General features: G+C 71.8%; 8 protein-coding genes and 1 tRNA gene. 1 reads left to right on the plus strand and 8 read right to left on the minus strand.

What is annotated here, in order from left to right; all coding sequences use genetic code 11:
* Nucleotides 1–146: 146 nt before the first annotated feature.
* The 5 genes from V6N00_RS12185 to V6N00_RS12205 form a co-directional block, all read right to left on the minus strand.
* The gene (locus V6N00_RS12185) at nucleotides 147–2,054 is read right to left on the minus strand and encodes an LGFP repeat-containing protein (RefSeq protein ID WP_334232679.1); all 1,908 of its coding nucleotides are present in this window, start codon (nucleotides 2,052–2,054) and stop codon (nucleotides 147–149) included.
* Between the two features lie 242 nt (nucleotides 2,055–2,296).
* Nucleotides 2,297–3,211 carry a succinate--CoA ligase subunit alpha gene (sucD, locus tag V6N00_RS12190; RefSeq protein WP_334232681.1) on the minus strand — a complete coding sequence of 305 codons (915 nt, stop codon included), beginning with the start codon at nucleotides 3,209–3,211 and terminating at the stop codon, nucleotides 2,297–2,299.
* A gap of 18 nt (nucleotides 3,212–3,229) precedes the next feature.
* A complete protein-coding gene (gene sucC, locus V6N00_RS12195) occupies nucleotides 3,230–4,393 on the minus strand; it encodes an ADP-forming succinate--CoA ligase subunit beta (protein WP_334232682.1) in 1,164 nt (387 codons plus the stop codon).
* Between the two features lie 235 nt (nucleotides 4,394–4,628).
* Nucleotides 4,629–7,229, minus strand: coding sequence for a DNA helicase PcrA (gene pcrA, locus V6N00_RS12200; RefSeq protein WP_334232683.1), 2,601 nt, complete (start codon nucleotides 7,227–7,229; stop codon nucleotides 4,629–4,631).
* Between the two features lie 116 nt (nucleotides 7,230–7,345).
* Nucleotides 7,346–7,564, minus strand: a complete 219-nt coding sequence (locus V6N00_RS12205) for a hypothetical protein (protein ID WP_334232685.1) — start codon at nucleotides 7,562–7,564, stop codon at nucleotides 7,346–7,348.
* A 209-nt stretch (nucleotides 7,565–7,773) separates the two neighbouring features.
* On the opposite strand from V6N00_RS12205, the gene V6N00_RS12210 reads away from it, so the two are divergent.
* Nucleotides 7,774–7,850: transfer RNA gene (locus V6N00_RS12210), tRNA-Arg, on the plus strand.
* 54 nt (nucleotides 7,851–7,904) lie between these two features.
* Here the strand turns inward: V6N00_RS12210 and rraA are convergent.
* From rraA to V6N00_RS12225, 3 genes are all read right to left on the minus strand, one after another.
* Nucleotides 7,905–8,438 (minus strand): ribonuclease E activity regulator RraA, encoded by a 534-nt coding sequence (rraA, locus tag V6N00_RS12215; RefSeq protein WP_334232687.1) that lies wholly within the window; start codon nucleotides 8,436–8,438, stop codon nucleotides 7,905–7,907.
* A gap of 68 nt (nucleotides 8,439–8,506) precedes the next feature.
* On the minus strand, nucleotides 8,507–10,408 hold the full coding sequence (locus V6N00_RS12220; protein WP_334232688.1) for an ABC transporter ATP-binding protein: 1,902 nt from the start codon (nucleotides 10,406–10,408) through the stop codon (nucleotides 8,507–8,509).
* Nucleotides 10,409–10,587: 179 nt separating this feature from the next.
* Nucleotides 10,588–13,653, minus strand: a complete 3,066-nt coding sequence (locus tag V6N00_RS12225; RefSeq protein ID WP_334232689.1) for an alpha-mannosidase — start codon at nucleotides 13,651–13,653, stop codon at nucleotides 10,588–10,590.
* Nucleotides 13,654–13,693 lie beyond the last annotated feature (40 nt).

Below are 13,693 nucleotides of genomic sequence, written 5' to 3' on the forward strand. Positions count from 1 at the left end.
CACCGACGACATCGCCGCCACCGCCCGGCTCAACGACGCCCTGACGCACGCACCCGCGAACGACCACTGACACCCCTGACGACGACGGCCCGCCCCCGAGTGACCGGGAGCGGGCCGTCGTCGTGCGTGGTGCGTGGTGTGCGGAATCAGTACCCCACGCGGACGCCGGTCGCCGAGGACCAGGTGATTCGTCCGCCCTGGTAGTCCTGCTGGACCTGCCCCGCGGCGTTGACGTACTCGTCGGTCAGCGGGTAGCCGAGCCGCCCGTCCTGCGAGCCCTGCTTCGCCCAGGCGCCGCGGATGGCGCCCTGGACGATGTGCGCGCCGCTCGCGGAGGACCACAGGATCGTCGCGCCCTGGTAGATCTGGTAGACGCCGCCGTTGCGCAACCCGCGGACCTCATCCGTCGTCGGGTAGCCCAGCCGGCCGTTCTGGTAGTTCTGCCGGCCCCACGCGCCGCGGATCGCGCCCTCGGAGATCCGGGCGCCGGTGGCCGAGGACCACACGATGGTCGCCCCCTGGTACGTCTGGTAGACGCCCCCGGCGGCCTGCCCGGAGACCTCGTCGGTCGTCGGGTACCCGAGCCGGCCCTTCTCGAAGCCCTGCCGTCCCCACGCCCCACGGACCGCGCCCTTGGACACCATCGCGCCGGTGGCCGGCGAGTAGACGATCACGCCGCGCTGGTAGGACTGGTAGGCGCCGTCGTCCACGAGACCGCTGACGGGGGCGGCGAGGGCCGTGCCGAGCGCGTTGCGGGTCGCCGCCGCGCTGAGGAGGGAGGCCACCGAGAGGCCCCCGTCGGCGTCGACGGTCACGGTGGCCGACGTCGCGGTGATCGCCTCGATCTTCACGGTCGTGCCGGCGTGGGTCGTGAACGTCTGGCCGGCCTGCCAGGCCTGGTTGGTGGCGTAGTACCCGGAGAACGGGTGCGTGTCGGGCATGAGGATCAGCGAGCTCGACGCCGTCCGGCCGCCGAGCTGGACGATCTTGACGCCCTTGTTGCCGCCGACCGCGGTGTTGACGTCGTACCCGACGGGCAGCCGCAGTTCGAGGTAGTAGACCTCGCCGCTGCGGGGGTCGGTGAACTTGACCGCGCGGTTCGCCGCGGTGCCCTCCCACGCCGTCAGCGTGTAGGTCTTGCGCCCGACGGCGACGCCGGCGTCGAGGATCTCGTCACCGCGGCCGAATCCGCCGTAGTCCCAGAAGCTGGAGCTGATCGTGGGCAGGGAGTTCTGGGCGTATCCCATCAGGTCCGTCGTGTCGCCGTACTCGCGGATGGAGCAGCTGCTGTCGGTGAAGGAGCCGTCCGCTTTGGCGCCGACGTCGGAGGCGCCGCTGCCACACTGGAGCGCGTCGGCGTGCATCAGCCCGAGCGTGTGGCCGAACTCGTGGGCGGTGACGTTGTTCGTGAGGGTGTACGCGCCCGGCTTCGGCAGCAGGACCTCGCCGCCCGTGCCGTTGGTGGTCATGCCGTAGCCGAGCGTGCCGTACTCGAGCTGGGCGCCCGGGACGACGACCACGAGGGCCCGGTAGTCACCGGCGATCCACTTGTTGGCCTTCGTCAGCTCGTCGCTGACGGTGGTGAGGATCGTGTAGGAGCTCTGCGTGGAGGTGGCCGCCGACTTCAGGCCGGTGAGCGTGGAGGCGACCGTGAGGGAGACCCGCCCGTTGGTCATCGTGCTCCAGTAGGCGCTCGCGGCGGCGACCGCGTTCTTCGCCGCGGTGACGTCGGTGGCGCTCAGCGTCGTCGTGCTGTCCGCCAGCTGAACGGGCGCGAGGGTCACCTGGATGACCCCGGCGCGCTGGGCCGTCGTGCCGCCGGCGGCCTGCGCGGCCTGCCTCGCCTCGGCCGTCGTGCTGCCCTTGGGCGCCCGTCCGACGCCGGCGACGGACTCGGGGCTCCCGCCCGTGACGCCACCGATCGGGCCCGCCGGAGGCAGCCCGGGCGCCGGGCTCGTCGTGGCCGAGGCGGGAGCCACGAACACCGTCCCGACCGTGGTGATACTCAGCAGGAACGTCAGGACCAGGGCGGCAGGGCGGTGCAGCAAGCGCATCGGAAACTCTTCCGGTGGGGACAGGGGTCACCCTTCACTGTCGGCACGGCCCCCGGAATGTTAGGCGGTGCTCCTCTTCGCGGGCGCGTTCCTACCGGCGTGCGGCGTGTCGCCGGGCGGCGCGCCGGGTCGTCACCGGATGCCACGGCAGGCCCTGCGAGGACGGCCTGACGACGACGGCCCGCCCCCGGAGGATTCCGGGAACGGGCCGAGCGTGGTGGTGCCGTGTGGTGCGGGGTGGATCAGGCGGAGTAGACCTCGCGCAGCAGCGCGGCGGTCTCGGACGGGGTCTTCCCGACCTTGACGCCGGCTGCCTCGAGGGCCTCCTTCTTCGCCTGCGCGGTGCCCGCGGAGCCGGAGACGATGGCGCCGGCGTGGCCCATCGTCTTGCCTTCGGGAGCGGTGAAGCCGGCAACGTAGCCGACGACCGGCTTGGTGACGTTCGCCTTGATGTACTCGGCGGCCCGCTCCTCGGCGTCGCCGCCGATCTCGCCGATCATCACGATGGCCTTGGTCTCCGGGTCCGCCTCGAACGCGGCGAGGGCGTCGATGTGGGTGGTGCCCACGATCGGGTCGCCGCCGATGCCGATGGCGGTGGAGAAGCCGAGATCCCGCAGCTCGTACATCATCTGGTAGGTCAGGGTGCCGGACTTGGAGACCAGGCCCACGCCGCCCTTGCCGGTGATGTTCGCCGGGGTGATGCCGGCGAGGGCCTCACCCGGGGTGATGATGCCGGGGCAGTTGGGCCCGATGATCTGGGTGCGCTGCTTGCCGTTCTCGTCCGTCGTGGCCTGGGCGTGCGCCCAGAACTCGGCGGAGTCCTGCACGGGCACGCCCTCGGTGATGACGACCGCGAGGCCGATGCCGGCGTCGATGGCCTCCATGACGGCGTCCTTGGTGAAGGCCGGCGGCACGAACAGCACCGAGGTGTTGGCGCCGGTCTTCTCCATGGCCTCGGCGACGGAGCCGAAGACGGGCAGCTCGACGGCGTTGCCGTCCTTGTCGGTGTGGCTGACGGTGGTGCCGGCCTTGCGCGCGTTGACACCGCCGACGACGTCGGTGCCGGCCTTGAGCATCAGCGCGGTGTGCTTGGTGCCCTCGCCGCCGGTGATGCCCTGGACGATGACCTTGGAATCGGAGTTCAGAAAGATCGACATGGTGGTTGTTCTCGTCCCTTACTTCGCTGCGAGCTCGGCGGCCTTGTCGGCGCCCTCGTCCATGGTGGCGGCCTGCGTGATCATCGGGTGGGCGGCGTCGTCGAGGATCTTGCGGCCCTCGTCGACCTTGTTGCCGTCCAGGCGGACGACGAGCGGCTTGGTGGCCTCGTCGCCGAGGATCTCGAGCGCCTTGACGATGCCGTTGGCCACGGCGTCGCACGCGGTGATGCCACCGAAGACGTTGACGAACACACTCTTGACCTGCGGGTCGTTCAGGATCACGTCGAGGCCGGCGGCCATCACCTCGGCCGAGGCGCCACCGCCGATGTCGAGGAAGTTGGCCGGCTTGACGCCCGCGTGCTTCTCGCCCGCGTAGGCGACGACGTCGAGCGTGGACATGACCAGACCGGCGCCGTTGCCGATGATGCCGACCTCGCCGTCGAGCTTGACGTAGTTCAGGTCCGCCGCCTTGGCCTTGGCCTCCAGCGGGTCGGCCGCGGCCTTGTCCTCGAGGGCCTCGTGGCCGGGGTGGCGGAAGGAGGCGTTCTCGTCGAGGGAGACCTTGCCGTCGAGGGCCAGGATCTTCCCGTCGCCGGTCTTGACCAGCGGGTTGACCTCCACCAGGGTCGCGTCCTCCTCGGTGAAGACGGTCCACAGGCTCGTGATGGTGGCGATCACCTGGTCGCGGATGTCGGCGGGGAACCCGGCGGCGTCGACGATCTCGCCGGCCTTCGCGTCGTCGATGCCGACCGCGGGGTCCACGGCGATGCGGGCCAGGGCCTCGGGCCGCTCCACCGCGAGCTGCTCGATCTCCATGCCACCCTCGACGGAGCACATGGCCAGGTAGTTGCGGTTCGACCGGTCCAGCAGCACGGAGAAGTAGTACTCCTCGGCGATGTCGGCGCCCTGCGCGATCATGACCCGCTTGACCTCGTGGCCCTTGATGTCCATGCCGAGGATCTGCTCCGCATGGGCGCGGGCCTCGTCGGAGGTCTTCGCGACCTTCACGCCGCCGGCCTTGCCGCGGCCACCCACCTTCACCTGCGCCTTGACGACGGTGACCCCGCCGATCTTCTCTGCGGCGGCCTGAGCCTCGTCTGCGGTCTGCGCCACGATCCCGGCCAGCACGGGTACCCCGTGTGCCTCGAAGAGATCGCGCGCCTGGTATTCAAACAGGTCCACGGAAAGTGTCCTTCTACGTCGAAGTCGTCTGCGGTCCGGACCGGTCACCTGCGCGAAGCTGGGCGGAATGCGCCCCCGGCGACCGGGGCGGTGGAGCGATCGAGCTCGCGTGCTCCGTCGGTCAGTGTATCGCCCGGGCAGGCCCGGCCCCGCTCGATGACGGGGGTCCGTGAGCCGTCTCACACCCGGGACGACGCCACCGGCGCGGCCTCCCGGTCAGGGCGCCGGGCCCGCTTCAGCCGACCTTGGTCAGCGGGGCGTACCGCAACAGCAGCCGCTTCTCGCCCATGCTGAAGGACACCTTCGCGACGCTCTTGTCCCCCGCGCCCTCGACGCTGACCACGGTGCCGGGCCCGAACGTCGTGTGCTCGACCCGGTCCCCCGGGGTCAGGTGCGGGACCTCCTTGGCCGGCTGCACGCGCCCGACGGCGGCGGCACGCGACCCGGCGCCTCCGGCCGAGCGCGACCCGGCGCCGCGGGACGTACCGGCGCCCCACCAGGAGCCGGCCTTCTCGGCGCTGTCCCACGTGGTGGCCGCCATCCGCTGCGCGTTCGTCGTGGAGCCCTGCCGCTTCCAGTCGATCAGGTCGGCGGGCACCTCCTCGAGGAACTGGCTGGCCGGGAAGTACTGGGTCTGGCCCCACAGGCTGCGGTACTCGGACCGGGTGAGGTAGAGCCGGCGGCGGGCGCGGGTCAGGCCGACGTAGGCGAGCCGCCGCTCCTCGGCCAGCTCGGCGGGGTCCGTCATCGAGCGCTGGTGCGGGAACACCCCGTGCTCCAGGCCGGTGAGGAAGACGACGGGGAACTCGAGGCCCTTGGCGGTGTGCAGCGTCATCAGGGTGACGACGCCGAGCCGCTTGGCCTCGGCGACCTCGGCCTCCACCGAGTCCGGGGAGGACGGGATCTGGTCCGCGTCCGCGACGAGGGACACCTGCTCGAGGAACTGGGCGAGCGTGCCCTCGGGGTTCTCCTGCTCGTACTCGCGCACGACGGCGAGCAGCTCGGCGAGGTTCTCCACGCGCGACTCGTCCTGCGGGTCCTGGCTGCGGCGCAGCGACTCGAGGTACCCGGTCTGCTCGAGGATGGCCTCCAGCGCCGCGGAGGCCCCGGACGTCGCGGCGACCTCGGCCAGGTCGTCCATCAGCTGGACGAACTCGGCGACGAGCTTCGCCCCACGGGTCGCCATCGCCGGGGCCTCGTCGGCCCGGCGCAGGGCCGCCATGAAGGAGATACGCTCCCGTTCGGCGAGGGCGGCGACGGCGCCCTCGGCCCGGTCCCCGATACCGCGTTTGGGCTCGTTGAGGATGCGCCGGAGGTTGACGTCGTCGTCCGGGTTGACGAGCACCCGCAGGTACGCGAGGGCGTCCTTGATCTCCTTGCGCTCGTAGAACCGGGTGCCGCCGACCACCTTGTACGGCAGGCCCACCCGCATGAGGATCTCCTCGATGGAGCGGGACTGCGCGTTGGTGCGGTAGAAGACGGCGACGTCGCCCGGCCGGATGCCCTCCTCGTCCTGGAGGCGGTCGATCTCGGTGGCGATGAACCGGGCTTCCTCGTGCTCGTTCTCACCGGCGTAGCCGATGATGCGGGGGCCGGCGCCCTCGGCCGTCCACAGCCGCTTCTCGGGCCGGTCCGGATTGCGGGCGATCACGGCGTTCGCGGCCGAGAGGATCGTCTGGGTCGAGCGGTAGTTCTGCTCCAGCAGGATGGTCCGGGCCTGCGGGTAGTCCTTCTCGAAGTCGACGATGTTGCGCACGTCGGCGCCGCGGAAGGCGTAGATCGACTGGTCGGAGTCGCCGACCACGGTCAGCTCCCCCGCCTCCTCGCCCTCGCGCTCACTGTCGCCGACGAGTTCGCGCACCAGCGCGTACTGCGCGTGGTTGGTGTCCTGGTACTCGTCGATGAGGATGTGCCGGAAACGCCGCCGGTAGGACTGGGCGACCGCCGGGAACGCGCGCAGCAGGTAGACCGTCTGGGCGATCAGGTCGTCGAAGTCCATGGCGTTGGCCTGGCGCAGCCGCTGCGTGTAGCCGCGGTACACCTCGGCGACGGCGGATTCCATCGGGTTGGTCAGGTCCGCGCGGCCGCCGAACTCCTCGTCGTCGACCAGCTCGTTCTTCAGCGCGGAGATGCGGTGCTGGATCGACCGTGGCGGGAACCGCTTGGGGTCCAGGTCGAGGTTGCGGGCGACGAGCGTGATGAGCCGCAGCGAGTCCGCGGCGTCGTAGATGGAGAAGTTCGAGTTCAGCCCGACGGACGCGGCCTCCCGCCGCAGGATCCGCACGCAGGACGAGTGGAACGTCGAGATCCACATCATCTTCGCGCGACCGCCGACGAGCTCCTCGACCCGCTCGCGCATCTCGGCCGCGGCCTTGTTGGTGAACGTGATCGCGAGGATCTCGCCGGGGTGCGCGCGGTGGGTGGCCAGCAGGTAGGCGATCCGGTGGGTCAGGACCCTGGTCTTGCCCGAGCCCGCACCGGCGACGATGAGCAGCGGGCCGCCCGCGTGAGTGACCGCTTCCTCCTGCTGCGGGTTCAGCCCCTCGAGCAGGGCACGGGCCCGCGGAGAGTCCTTCGGGTCGCGCCCGGCGTCGGGCTGCAGGACGGCGGGGCCGCTGTCGTCGCGGTCCCTGCCGGCGTCGGGCTGGAGCACCGCCGGCCCGCGGTCGTCGGAGCGGCGCTGATCGGGACGGCTGCGCTCGTGCTGGTCGTCGCGCCCGCCGCTGCGCGGCCGGGGGCTGCGCGAGCCGGCGCCACCGGCGACGGCGGTGCCGCCGCGCTCGTCCGCGGTGTCGCGCTGGGTGCCGGGGGTGAAGCTGTCGAAAAGGTAGTCCATCGCTCTTCCAGCCTAGACGCGCGCACCGACAGTCGGGGGCGCACCCGCCGGGACCCGCGTACTCGGTCCGGGCCACGCCCGCACCGAGCGGCCGGGTGAATCAAGGAAGGTGGAATTCACCCGGCACGTGGACTCGGCACCGGTGTGATCACCAGTTCCCGATCTGCATCGCGGCGGTTGGTCATGATCGCGAGTAGTTCTTCAGCGACCAGGAGACATATCCGGGCTCGCTCGTCGACGGCCGGATCGGCGAGAAGAGCCTCGTCCCTGAGCTGTCGGGCGAATACGGTGATGTCGCCGAGCTTGTCACCCGTCGACTGCCGGATGATCCTCATCGGTGCTCCCTTCCCTGACCGTCTCCAGGCCTCGACCTCGCGTCACCGGAGACCGGCCGCGCTCGACAGTAGGGCTAGGAACTGAACGTGACCTGACGACAAGCGGAATGCTGCCGGGGTACCGGTGCCCTCGCTCGACCTCGTCGGCCCGCTCGGATCGGGGCACGCCCGGATCGACCGGCTAGACTGAGGCACGCCCATCCGGGCACGCCTCTGTAGCTCAGTAGGATAGAGCGGCCCTCTCCTAAAGGGCAGGCCGTCGGTTCGATTCCGGCCAGGGGCACCATGCCGGTGCTGTCCCGCTGCCTTCCCCGACTGCGCCGTCCCGCTCCGGCCCGGGTCAGCGCTCGACGACGATCCCGTCCTCGTCGGCCCACACCGTGACCCCCGGCCGGAACACCACGTCGTCGATGGTCACCGGCACGTCCACCTCACCGGCCCCGTCCTTGGCGCTCTTGCGCGGGTTGCTGCCGAGCGCCTTGACGCCCAGGGGCAGCTCCGCCAGGGCGGTCCGGTCCCGGACGGGTCCGTTGATGATGACGCCGGCCCACCCGTTCTCGACCGCGGACGCCGCGATCATGTCGCCCATCAGCGCCGTGTGCATCGAGCCGCCGCCGTCGACCACGAGCACCGCGCCATCACCCGGGCTCGCCAGCGTCGTCTTGACCAGGGCGTTGTCGTTCCGGCACCGGACGGTGCGGACGGGCCCGCTGAACCGGGTCCGTCCCCCGAGGTCGAGGAACGGCAGGTCGACGGACTGCAGCGTCTCCCCGCGTTCGTCCCACAGGTCGGCCGTGGCCTGATCCGTGGTGGTGTCGGGCGCGGTGCTCGGTGGGATGCTGCCGGGCGGGGTGCTGGACGGGGTGCTGGTCATGGCGGCGGCGCCTCTCGGTCGGTCGTCGATGGGTCTCATCGGGTCGGGTGGGCCTCGCCGGGCCCGGCTCAGCTGCTGGCGGCCAGGGACGCGCCGTGCGGCCCGGTGTCCTGCGAGGCGAATTGGGTGGCGTGCAGTTCGGCGTACCGGCCGCCCGCGGCGAGCAGCTCCAGGTGCGTGCCGCGTTCGACGATCCGGCCGCCCTCGACGACGAGGATCGCGTCGGCCGCCCGGATGGTCGAGAGCCGGTGCGCGATGACGAGCGCGGTGCGGCCCGCGAGGGCCTCCCCCAGCGCCGCCTGCACCGCGGCCTCGTTCGTCGAGTCCAGCGCGGACGTCGCCTCGTCGAGGATGACGACGCGCGGGTGCGCCAGCAGGAGGCGGGCGATCGTCATCCGCTGCCGTTCACCGCCGGAGAGCCGGTAGCCGCGCTCGCCCACGACGGTGCCCAGCCCGTCGGGCAGCGCCCGGATCACGCCGTCGAGCCGGGCCCGCCGCAGCGCGTCCCAGATCTGCTCGTCGGAGGCGTCCGGGCGGGCGAGGGCCAGGTTGGCCCGCACCGTCTCGTGGAACAGGTGCCCGTCCTGGGTGACCATGCCGAGGGTGTCGCGCAGCGAGGCGAAGGCCACGTCCCGCACGTCGACGCCGCCGTAGGTCACGGCGCCGCCGGTGACGTCGTAGAGCCGGGCCACCAGCTGCGCGATGGTCGACTTGCCCGCCCCGGAGGACCCGACGAGGGCCACGGTCTGCCCGGGTTCGATCGTGAAGGAGACGTCGTGCAGGACCTCCTCGCCACCGCGGGTGTCCAGCGTGGCGACCTCCTCGAGGGAGGCGAGCGAGACGTCCTTGGCCGCCGGGTAGGCGAAGGTCACATGGTCGAATCCCACCGCGATCGGGCCGGCCGGCAGGGGCTCCGGCTGCTCCTTCTCGACGATCAGCGGCTTGAGGTCGAGGATCTCGAACACCCGCTCGAAGCTGACGAGGGCGCTCATCACCTCCACCCGCGCGCTGGCGAGGGCGGTCAGCGGCACGTACAGCCGGGTCAGCAGCAGGGCGAGGGTCACGACGTCGCCCGGGTTGAGGGAGCCGACGATCGCGAGGAAGCCACCGAGTCCGTAGACGAGGGCCAGCGCCAGGGCCGAGACGAGCGTCAGGGCGGTGACGAACACCGTCTGCAGCATCGCGGTCTTCACGCCGATGTCCCGCACGCGGCCGGCCCGCAGCGCGAACTCGGCGGACTCGGCCTCGGGCTGGCCGAACAGCTTGATCAGGGTGGCACCGGGCGCGGAGAACCGCTCCGTCATCTGCGTGCTCATGGCGGCGTTGAGGTTGGCCGCCTCCCGCTGCAGGGACGCGAGCCGGCCGCCCATGCGCCGCGCGGGGATGAGGAAGAGCGGCAGCAGGATCAGGGCCAGGAGGGTGATCTGCCACGAGATGCTGATCATCACGCCGACGGTGAGGATGAGGGCGACGACGTTGCTGACGACGCCGGAGAGCGTGCCGCTGAACGCCCGCTGCGCGCCGAGCACGTCCGAGTTCAACCGGCTCACCAGCGCGCCGGTACGGGTGCGGTTGAAGAAGGCGATCGGCATCCGCTGCACGTGGTCGTACACGGCGCGGCGCAGGTCGAGGATGAGACCCTCGCCGATGCGGGAGGAGAACCAGCGGGTCAGCAGGCCCAGACCCGCGTCCGCGAGCGCCGCGACGGCGATCAGCACCGCCAGCCAGGTCACCGTGCTCACGGAGCGGCGCCCGGTGATGGCGTTGACCACCTCGCCGGCGAGGACGGGGGTCAGCACCGCGAGGACCGCGGAGGCGACCGACAGCACGACGAAGACGATCAGCCGTGTCCGGTGCGGGGCCGCGAACGCCATGATGCGGCGGAACGTGGCCGGTGAGAACTTCCGCCGCTCTCCCGTGTCCGAGACCATCCGCCACAGGGACGAATGGGCGGCCCCTTCCATACTCATCGTGTCTCGCTCCCTCTCCGGTGCGCCGGCGCCGGTCCATGCACGGGACGCACCCCGCTCCGTGTCCCCCGGGGTGCGCCGTTCTGTGTCCTGCTTCCAGTCAACCACCCGCCACCGACAGCTGTTCCGCCGATGGGCTCCTCCGGCCGTCCTGGCAAGGAACGGCCCGGATACCGGCGTCAGGCGCGACGGAACCGGAGGGTGGACAGGGTGAACGGGTCGGCGACGACGGTGACCGTGGTGCCGTCGACGGTGACGCCGCGACGCGGCTCGATCGGGCGTTCGAGCAGGTCGGTCGTCTCCACGGAGCGGCAGGCGAACCCGGGCTGCAGCACTGCGGTGGACCGGGCGCCGTGGGCCTCGTGCAGGCGAACGATCACGTCCCCGCTGCCGTCGAGGGCGAGCTTGACGGCGTCGATCACGAGCCCGTCGCCGTCCAGGCTCACGAGCGGCTCGACGGCGACGCCGCGATCCGTGCCCCGGCGGACCAGTCCCGCCGTGGCCTGCCCGAGCCGCACCGCCTCCGGGATGCCCGCGCCGGGTGCCACCGTGACGGTCATCCGCTGCTGCCCGCGATCGGCGAACGGGTCGGGGAAGACCGGCGCGGTGAGCAGGGAGACGCGGGGCACGGTCGTGGTGCCGCCGTCGGGCCGGACCGTGCGGGTGACGTCGTGGCCGTAGCTCGAATCGTTGCCGATGGCGACCCCGTACCCGGGCTCGCCGACGTGCAGCCACCGGTGCGCGCAGATCTCGAACCGGGCCGCGTCCCAGGACGTGTTCGTGTGGGTGGGCCGCTGCACGTGCCCGAACTGGGTCTCCGCGCTGGAGACGTCGGCGCGCACGTCGAGATCGAAGCCGAGCTTGAGCAGCTTCTCGTGCTCCTGCCAGTCGATCTCGTGCTCGATGCGCAGGTGCGGCTCCCCCGCGGCCAGGACGATGCGCTGCCGGATCCGGGTCGCGCCCACGGAGCGGTCGACGACGACGGTGGCCGCGTCGGGGCACGATTCCACGGTGACGGCGTCCACCTCCGTCAGCTCCCGCACCGTGTTGCGGTAGAAGCCGTCCAGGTCCCACGCGTCCCACTCGTTGGGGGTGTCCCGGTGCAGGCTGAGCAGGTTCCCGCGCCCGCCCGGCGCGATCGCCTCCCGCCCGGTGGCGGCATCGCGCAGCGAGACGATGAGCCCGCGGGCGTCGACGACGGCGCGGACGAGGCCGTTGTCCAGGACGGCGCCGCCGTCCTGCTCCGTCACGGTCGCCGGGGTCGTCACGGCCGTCGGGACGCCGGCGCCGAACGGGGCGACGCCGCGGACCGGGAAACCGGTCGCATTGAACCAGCAACCGGCCGACCCGCTGCCGTCCGTCGACGTCCCGTCGTCCGTCGAGAGCGCGGCGAGGGCAGCGAGGGCGGCCGCGATCAGCTCCTCGCAGGCGGCGGCCACCGCGTCGTGGTTCCGCTCGGCGTCCTGGTGCACCCAGGCGATCGCGCTGCCGGGCAGGATGTCGTGGAACTGCAGCAGCAGCACCATCCGCCACAACCGGTCCAGCTCCTGCGCAGGGTACGCCGCGCCGGTCCGGACGGTGGCCGTCGCGCACCACAGCTCCGCCTCGTGCAGCAGCGCCTCGCAGCGCCGGTTGCCCCGCTTGGTCCGGTGCTGGGCGGTGAAGGTGGCCCGGTGCTTCTCGAGGTACAGCTCCCCCACCCACACGGGCGGCCGGACGTACTCCGCCTCCGCCCGGGTGAAGAAGGACGCCGGGGTGTTCAGCTCCATGCTGGGCGCCCCCTCGAGGGACCGCCATCGCGAGGCGGCCGCGAGCATGAGCCGGTTGGGCCCGCCGCCGCCGTCGCCGTAGCCGAAGGGCACGAGCGAGATCGTGGCCCGGCCCTTGTCCCGGAAGTTGCGCTCGGCATGGGCCACCTCGGAGGCCAGCAGCTGCGCGTTGTACATGTCGACGGGCGGGAAGTGCGTGAACAGGCGGGTGCCGTCCAGCCCCTCCCAGAGAAAGGAGTGGTGCGGGAACGCGTTGGTCTGGTTCCACGAGATCTTCTGCGTGAGGAACCAGCGCATGCCCGCGGCCGCGACGATCTGCGGCATCGCCGCCGAGTAGCCGAACGAGTCCGGCAGCCACGCCTCCTCGCCGTCGACACCGAACTCGTCGAGGAAGAAGCGCTTGCCCTCGATGAACTGCCGGGCCATCGCCTCGCTGCCCGGCATCGTCGAGTCCGCCTCGACCCACATGCCGCCGACGGGCACGAACCGGCCGTCCGCCACCCGCTCCCGGATCCGCGCGAACAGGTCGGGGTAGTGCTCCTTGATCCAGGCGTACTGCTGGGCGGAGGAGGCGACGAACACGAAGTCCGGGTCCTCGTCCATGAGCGTCAGCGCGTTGGCGAAGGTACGGGCACACTTGCGCATGGTCTCCCGGACCGGCCACAACCACGCGGAGTCGATGTGGGCGTGACCCGTGGCCACGAGGTGGTGTGCCGAGGCGCTCGCGGGCCGGGACAAAACGTCCCGCAGGTGCTGGCGGCCGAGGGCGGCGGTACCCGGAACGTCGTCCGGGTCCATCGCGTCCATCATCGCCTCGGTCGCGCGGAGGATCTCGTGCCGGCGGGGCGCGTCCACGGGCAGTTCCGCCATCAACCCGTTGAGCACCCAGCAGTCCCGGTAGAGCTCCTCGACGTCGCGGGACACGTGGGCGAGGGCGATCTCGCCGAGCACGTACCGCGGCGTCGCCGGCGCGGTCGCGGGGTCGCCGAGCGGGGTCGGCTGGAAGGTCCAGCCCTGGGTGAGGTCGGGGTTGGCGGCGGCCTCGACGTAGAGGTCGACGCCGCCGGACCCGTCGGTGGCCAGCAGCCGGCCGGGGATCGCGTTGTTGCGGGGGCTGATGCCGGTCAGGACGGTGCCGTCGGGCCGCCAGGCCAGGCCCTCGCACTGGAAACCGGGACCGTCGCCGGTGAACCCGAGGTCGACGAGCAGCACGAGGTCCTCGAGCGGGACACCGTCGGGCAGGTCCGCGGTCAGGTGCAGCCACGTCGTCGACCAGGGCGGCCCCCACGGGCTCCCCGCGGGCCGCTCGGTGTAGGCCGCGGTCGCCGCGATCGCCTCGGCGGCGGGCACCGGTTCGCCGGGCACGTCCCAGCCGGTCACGCGCACGGGCCAGCGCTGCCCGAGGACGGCCGGCTCGAGTCGCTGCCGGAGGAATCGGTAGAGCCGCCGCTCGGTGATCACGCGGTCGTCATGCACGGCGTCACGCCTCTCGTCTCGTCATGCTGGTGGTCGTCCT

It is taken from the genome of Tersicoccus mangrovi, assembly GCF_036881825.1.
GTDB lineage: Bacteria > Actinomycetota > Actinomycetes > Actinomycetales > Micrococcaceae > Tersicoccus > Tersicoccus mangrovi.

What these genes read in the sequence shown, in the direction of transcription:
- V6N00_RS12185 (WP_334232679.1), bottom strand. Translation starts at nt 2,054, where the DNA reads ATGCGCTTGCTGCACCGCCCTGCCGCCCTGGTCCTGACGTTCCTGCTG.
- sucD (WP_334232681.1), bottom strand. Translation starts at nt 3,211, where the DNA reads ATGTCGATCTTTCTGAACTCCGATTCCAAGGTCATCGTCCAGGGCATC.
- pcrA (WP_334232683.1), bottom strand. Translation starts at nt 7,229, where the DNA reads ATGGACTACCTTTTCGACAGCTTCACCCCCGGCACCCAGCGCGACACC.
- V6N00_RS12205 (WP_334232685.1), bottom strand. Translation starts at nt 7,564, where the DNA reads ATGAGGATCATCCGGCAGTCGACGGGTGACAAGCTCGGCGACATCACC.
- rraA (WP_334232687.1), bottom strand. Translation starts at nt 8,438, where the DNA reads ATGACCAGCACCCCGTCCAGCACCCCGCCCGGCAGCATCCCACCGAGC.
- V6N00_RS12220 (WP_334232688.1), bottom strand. Translation starts at nt 10,408, where the DNA reads ATGAGTATGGAAGGGGCCGCCCATTCGTCCCTGTGGCGGATGGTCTCG.